General features: G+C 56.4%; 3 protein-coding genes. All 3 read right to left on the bottom strand.

Features of this window, described 5'->3' with window-relative positions; all coding sequences use genetic code 11:
• Positions 1 to 1371, bottom strand: a 1371-nt coding sequence (locus tag JSS75_14315) for an SLC13 family permease (protein ID MBS1904876.1), incomplete at its 3' end; no start/stop codon positions are given.
• Between the two features lie 39 nt (positions 1372 to 1410).
• A complete protein-coding gene (gene galE / locus JSS75_14310) occupies positions 1411 to 2427 on the bottom strand; it encodes a UDP-glucose 4-epimerase GalE (protein MBS1904875.1) in 1017 nt (338 codons plus the stop codon).
• Between the two features lie 190 nt (positions 2428 to 2617).
• Positions 2618 to 4849, bottom strand: a complete 2232-nt coding sequence (locus JSS75_14305) for a polysaccharide biosynthesis tyrosine autokinase (protein MBS1904874.1) — start codon at positions 4847 to 4849, stop codon at positions 2618 to 2620.
• Positions 4850 to 4948 lie beyond the last annotated feature (99 nt).

The following is a 4948-nucleotide window of genomic DNA, read 5'->3' as shown; positions in this document are numbered from 1 at the left end:
GACGATGAGCTGGTAATCGATCGAGCGACGCGCCTGGCCCTGGTTGACGCAACGCGTCGCGATCATCGCTGCGGCTGCCAGCAGGGCACCATAGAGGGTATCGACGTCAAATACGGTCGTGCCGATCACCAGAGCCGCGAGAATGCCGAGTGCGATCGGTGCACGTGAATGATCGGTGGCGGTCGATTCATCGACAGCGCTGACCAGCAGAAAGTCGCGCGCATAGCGATGGTGCCGCGCAAACTGGGCACTTGCCTCGATCAGCAGCGTATCGCCGGCCTGCAGCACGATGTCGCCGAGTTTGCGATGCACGCGTTCGCCGCGTCGTGAAACCGCGATGACCGCGCCGTTGTAGCGATTGCGAAAACGGGATTCCCGGATCGTGCGTCCGACACACGGAGAAACCGGCGAGACCACAGCTTCGATCAGGCAGCGCTGGTTGTGCCGGACGGCCAGTTTGAATATCTGGTCGGTTGCCGGCCGCAAGCCACGCATGCGGCGCAGATCAAGCACCGAATCCACGATGCCGACGAAAACCAGCCGGTCATCCGCGCGCAGGATTTCCTGCGGGGCGATCGCCTGCACCACCCTGCCCTCACGCACGATCTCGATCAGATAGAGTTGTGGCAGCGCACGCAGGCCGGCCTCTTCGACGCTCAGTCCGACCAGCGGTCCCTGCTCCTCGACGATCATTTCGAGCGTGTACTCACGCGCATTGGCAACCTGCTCGACTGCCGAGCGTCGGGCCGGCAGCAGCCAGCGGCCGATCGTCATCAGATAAAGGCCGCCGACCAGCACACATGGCAGCCCCACCCACATCGGATCGAACATGCCCAGAGGTGCAAGCCCTTGCCGCGCGATGAGTCCATTGACAACGAGATTCGTACTCGTGCCGATCAGCGTGCACATGCCACCAAGAATCGTCGCATAGTCGAGCGGCAGCAGCAGTTTCGACGGGGCGTGTCCAGCACGGCGACTCCATTCCTGCACCGCTGGTGTCAGCATCGCCACGATCGGCGTGTTGTTGACGAAGGCACTGAGCACGCTGCTGGTACCAATCAGCCGAAACTGCGCGCGACCGAGAGCACCGGGCTTACCCAGCACGAACGCGGCAATCCACTGGATGCCGCCTGTCTCACGCAATCCGGCCACGGTGACGAACAGCACCGCCACCGTCAGTACGCCGGGATTGCCGAAACCGCTGAGCGCTTCACCCGGTTTCAGCACCCCCGAAACCAGCAGCACTGTCATTGCTGCCGCCAGGATCATGTCCGGTCCGATGCGACTGACCGCCAGCATGACCAGCGTCCAGAGCACCACGGCGATCGTCAGCCAGCCTTGCCAGTCCAGCGCATAATCGTGTACTGCCAAACCGGAATCTCCCTCGATAGCCTGAACAGAACCGGAGCGTCAGTCGGTGTAGCCCCTGGGGAACATCGACTGCCAGCGCCATGCGTCGGTACACATTCGTTCGATACCGAATTCCGCCCGCCAGGCCAGAATTTCATGTGCCTGCCGTGGATCCGCATAGCACTCGGCAACATCGCCGGCACGCCGGTTGACGATGCGATAAGAAATCCTCCGGTTACTTGCCCGCTCGAAGGCCTGCACGAGTTCCAGTACACTGTAACCGCAACCGGTACCGAGATTGACCGTCATGCTTTCGGGCACACGCAGCAAACGATCGACCGCTGCAACATGGGCCTTCGCAAGATCGACGACGTGTATGAAATCGCGTACGCCCGTGCCGTCCCGGGTCGGATAATCACCGCCGAACACACTCAGAAACTCGCGGCGACCCGCAGCCACCTGACAGACAAAAGGCATCAGGTTGTTGGGAATACCCGTCGGATCCTCACCGATCAGGCCGCTTTCGTGAGCACCAACCGGATTGAAGTAACGCAGGATTGCGGCGTGAAAGTCCGGATGAGCCGTACAGACATCACCGATCAGTTCCTCCATGACCAGCTTGGTTCGGCCATAGGGATTCGTGACCCGCAACGACGCACTTTCGGTGATCGGGCAGGCTTCGGGTTGCCCATAGACGGTCGCCGATGAACTGAACACCAGCCTGGAAACCCCGGCAGCCTGCATCGACTGCAGCAGTCCGATCGTGCCCCCGATATTATTATCGAAATAACGCAGCGGCTGCGTGCACGATTCGCCAACGGCCTTGAGAGCCGCGAAATGTATGACCACATCGACGGGATGGCGTGCAAAGATATCTGCCAGCGCGTTTGCATCACGCACATCGATTTTTTCGCAAGCCACGGACTGGTCAGTGATCCGTGCAAGCCGTTCGAGCACACGCGGCGAACTGTTGCAGAAGTTGTCAACAAGCAGGACTTCATACCCGCGAGCGAGCAGTTCGACGGCCGTATGCGAACCGATGTATCCGGCACCGCCCGTCAGCAGGACCAGTGACATCAGCGACCTCGACCAAGGTGAATCCACCTGCCAGGCATGCAAAAGGTCACGCGAATACACTGACGACCGGTTTCGCCAAAAAGCGGATCACATCGGTCAAATACATTTTGTATCACGATCGATTTTTACCTGTGGAGCCCGTCACGCGGCAGCCGCTTCGCATTAAAAATGTGCTTCCCCAGCCCGGCGCTTATTTACTCTTGGTATATGCGTACTGATATACATACTTACCGGCTCCGTAGCGACTGCCGATCTTCGTCACATTATTGAACAATACCCCTCGAAGATTGATGCCGGCCTGCCGCAGACGCTTGACGCTGACCTCAATTTCCCGCATCGGGTTCGCTCCGGCCTTGACAACAAGCAGCGATGCACCGGCCAGCCGACCAACGACTGCTGCATCGGTCACGGCCAGCACTGGCGGTGAATCGATCAGTACGTGATCATACTGTTTTGAAACCTCGCCGATCATCTGGGCAAACTTTTCGTGCAGCAGCAGTTCAGATGGATTTGGCGGGACTGCACCGGTACTCATGATGTCAAGATTCTGGACCAGCGTCGGCCGGATCGCCCCATAGACATCCACCTGCCCACTGACGAGATCGGACACGCCCTGGCCGCGCGGCAATCCCGTATATTCATGCAGATGGCCGCGGCGCAAATCGGCGTCAATGATCAATGTTCTGCGTCCAGCACTCGCCAGGACCGCGCCGAGGTTCATGCTGACGAAAGATTTGCCAAGCCCCGGACTGGGGCCGGTCACCATGATGACGTTGTTCTTGGCTTCCATCAGCACAAAATGCAGCGTCGTGCGCAGACTGCGCAAACTCTCGATTGCCAGATCATCCTTGTCCTGACTGAACAGAATCAGGTTGAGACCGGAATTATTATGCAGTTTACGACTGAGCTTGTCCTGCAATTTGCTATGTGGGATCGTAGCGTAGACTGGAAGGCCAAGTCCTTTCTCGATCAGATCAGGGTCCTCTACTCCACCGCGCAGTGCGTGCCTGACAAAAGCCGAAACCACACCCAAGAACATTCCGAGCACCACGGCAACAGCGATGACCAGCGGCACTTTTGGTTTATCCTGCTGTATAGGCACAACAGCGTGATCGATGATCCGGACGTTGCCAACCGTTCCTGCCTTGGCTACCTGCAATTGTTGCGCATTATTCAGCAGAGTGATGTACAGATCAGTCGCAACCTTGGCATCACGCTCAAGCTGCAAAATTTCCTTCTGTGCATCTGGCAACACTTGCACTTTGCGGTCGATGTCCTTCAGAACATTGCTCAAGCGTGAAATTTGAGCGTCAATCGCGACTACCTGCGGATGTGAAGCCGTAAAACGCTGCGTGAGTTCATCGCGCTTCTGGCGCAGCTTGACGATATCGGACTGTAATGTTACCGATTGATCCAGCACATCAAGCGTTTCCTTCTGCAGGTCGACCGAGCCAGCTTTGATGCGATATGCATTCAGTGTTGCAATCGCGCTATCCATATTTTGTTTCAGCATCGGCAACTGCTTGTTCAAAAATGCAAGCGTCTGCTCAGCCTCAGCCGATTTACGCTCGACATTCTGACGCAGATACAGATCGGCAATCTCGTTAACTGTCCGCGTCGCAAGCTCCGGATCGTAACCACTATAGGCAACACCAACAACGCCTGAGAGTTTTCCCTGCTCAGCCACCTTCAGGGCATCTTCGAGGTCTTTCAATGCACTGAGTTCATCCTGTTTGACAATCTTGAAGCTTACATTGGGGCGTGCCTGTAAATCGGCAACGAAAATGCGCAATGTTTCGCGCCCTATGCGTACCTCGGCAGGCTGACCAACCACACCCGTAAGAACCGGGTTCTTATCAGGATCGAAAAGTGTGTAATGTCCATCCTCACCAGCAACAAGCTTAAGCTTGTTGTTATAATATGAAATCGGCACCTTAAGTGACTGAATTTTCAGCACCTCACCGCCCCATGGAAAATTGGCAAGAAACTCGACTGGCGGCGATGCCAGCCCCTCTTCCGGAGCCAGATAACGCGCCCAATTTCTACCAATCACCGGCAGATAAGCAGGCTCTACTGTAATATCGAGTTGCAGATTTTCGATTGTCTTCGCAAGTACCAAGCGCGATGTAATGATCTGCATCTCGGCCTCTGTCGGCGACGGCGTACCGAGCATTTCGGCAAAATCGCCGAGCGCAGAATCTACAGAGCTTTTACTCTGTTCGATCTGAATCAATGCATCGACGGCGTAGATCGGCCTAGCCATAAACGCATATACGACACCAAGCATCCCCACCATCAGCGCAACAGTAAAAATCAGACCCTTTGATTCTGAAAGCACCGCAAGATATTCACCAAGATCAACATCGTCGCCACCAGCATCCACTGCACCGACGGCATAATGCACATCTGGAGTCTGCTTCATTGAATTCTGATTTCCTGTAGACGCCATGAATGGCTCCAACCTTAATTGCCACCACGAACCTGGGTCGTAGTCGATCCTTGGAAAAGCGGGAAACTGGTG

Source organism: Bacteroidota bacterium, assembly GCA_018266755.1.
Taxonomy (GTDB): domain Bacteria; phylum Bacteroidota; class Ignavibacteria; order Palsa-1295; family Palsa-1295; genus JAFDZW01.
Note: the sequence above shows the minus strand (reverse complement) of the source record. Positions and strands in the feature narration are given on the sequence as shown.

What these genes read in the sequence shown, in the direction of transcription:
- galE (MBS1904875.1), bottom strand. Translation starts at nt 2,427, where the DNA reads ATGTCACTGGTCCTGCTGACGGGCGGTGCCGGATACATCGGTTCGCAT.
- JSS75_14305 (MBS1904874.1), bottom strand. Translation starts at nt 4,849, where the DNA reads ATGAAGCAGACTCCAGATGTGCATTATGCCGTCGGTGCAGTGGATGCT.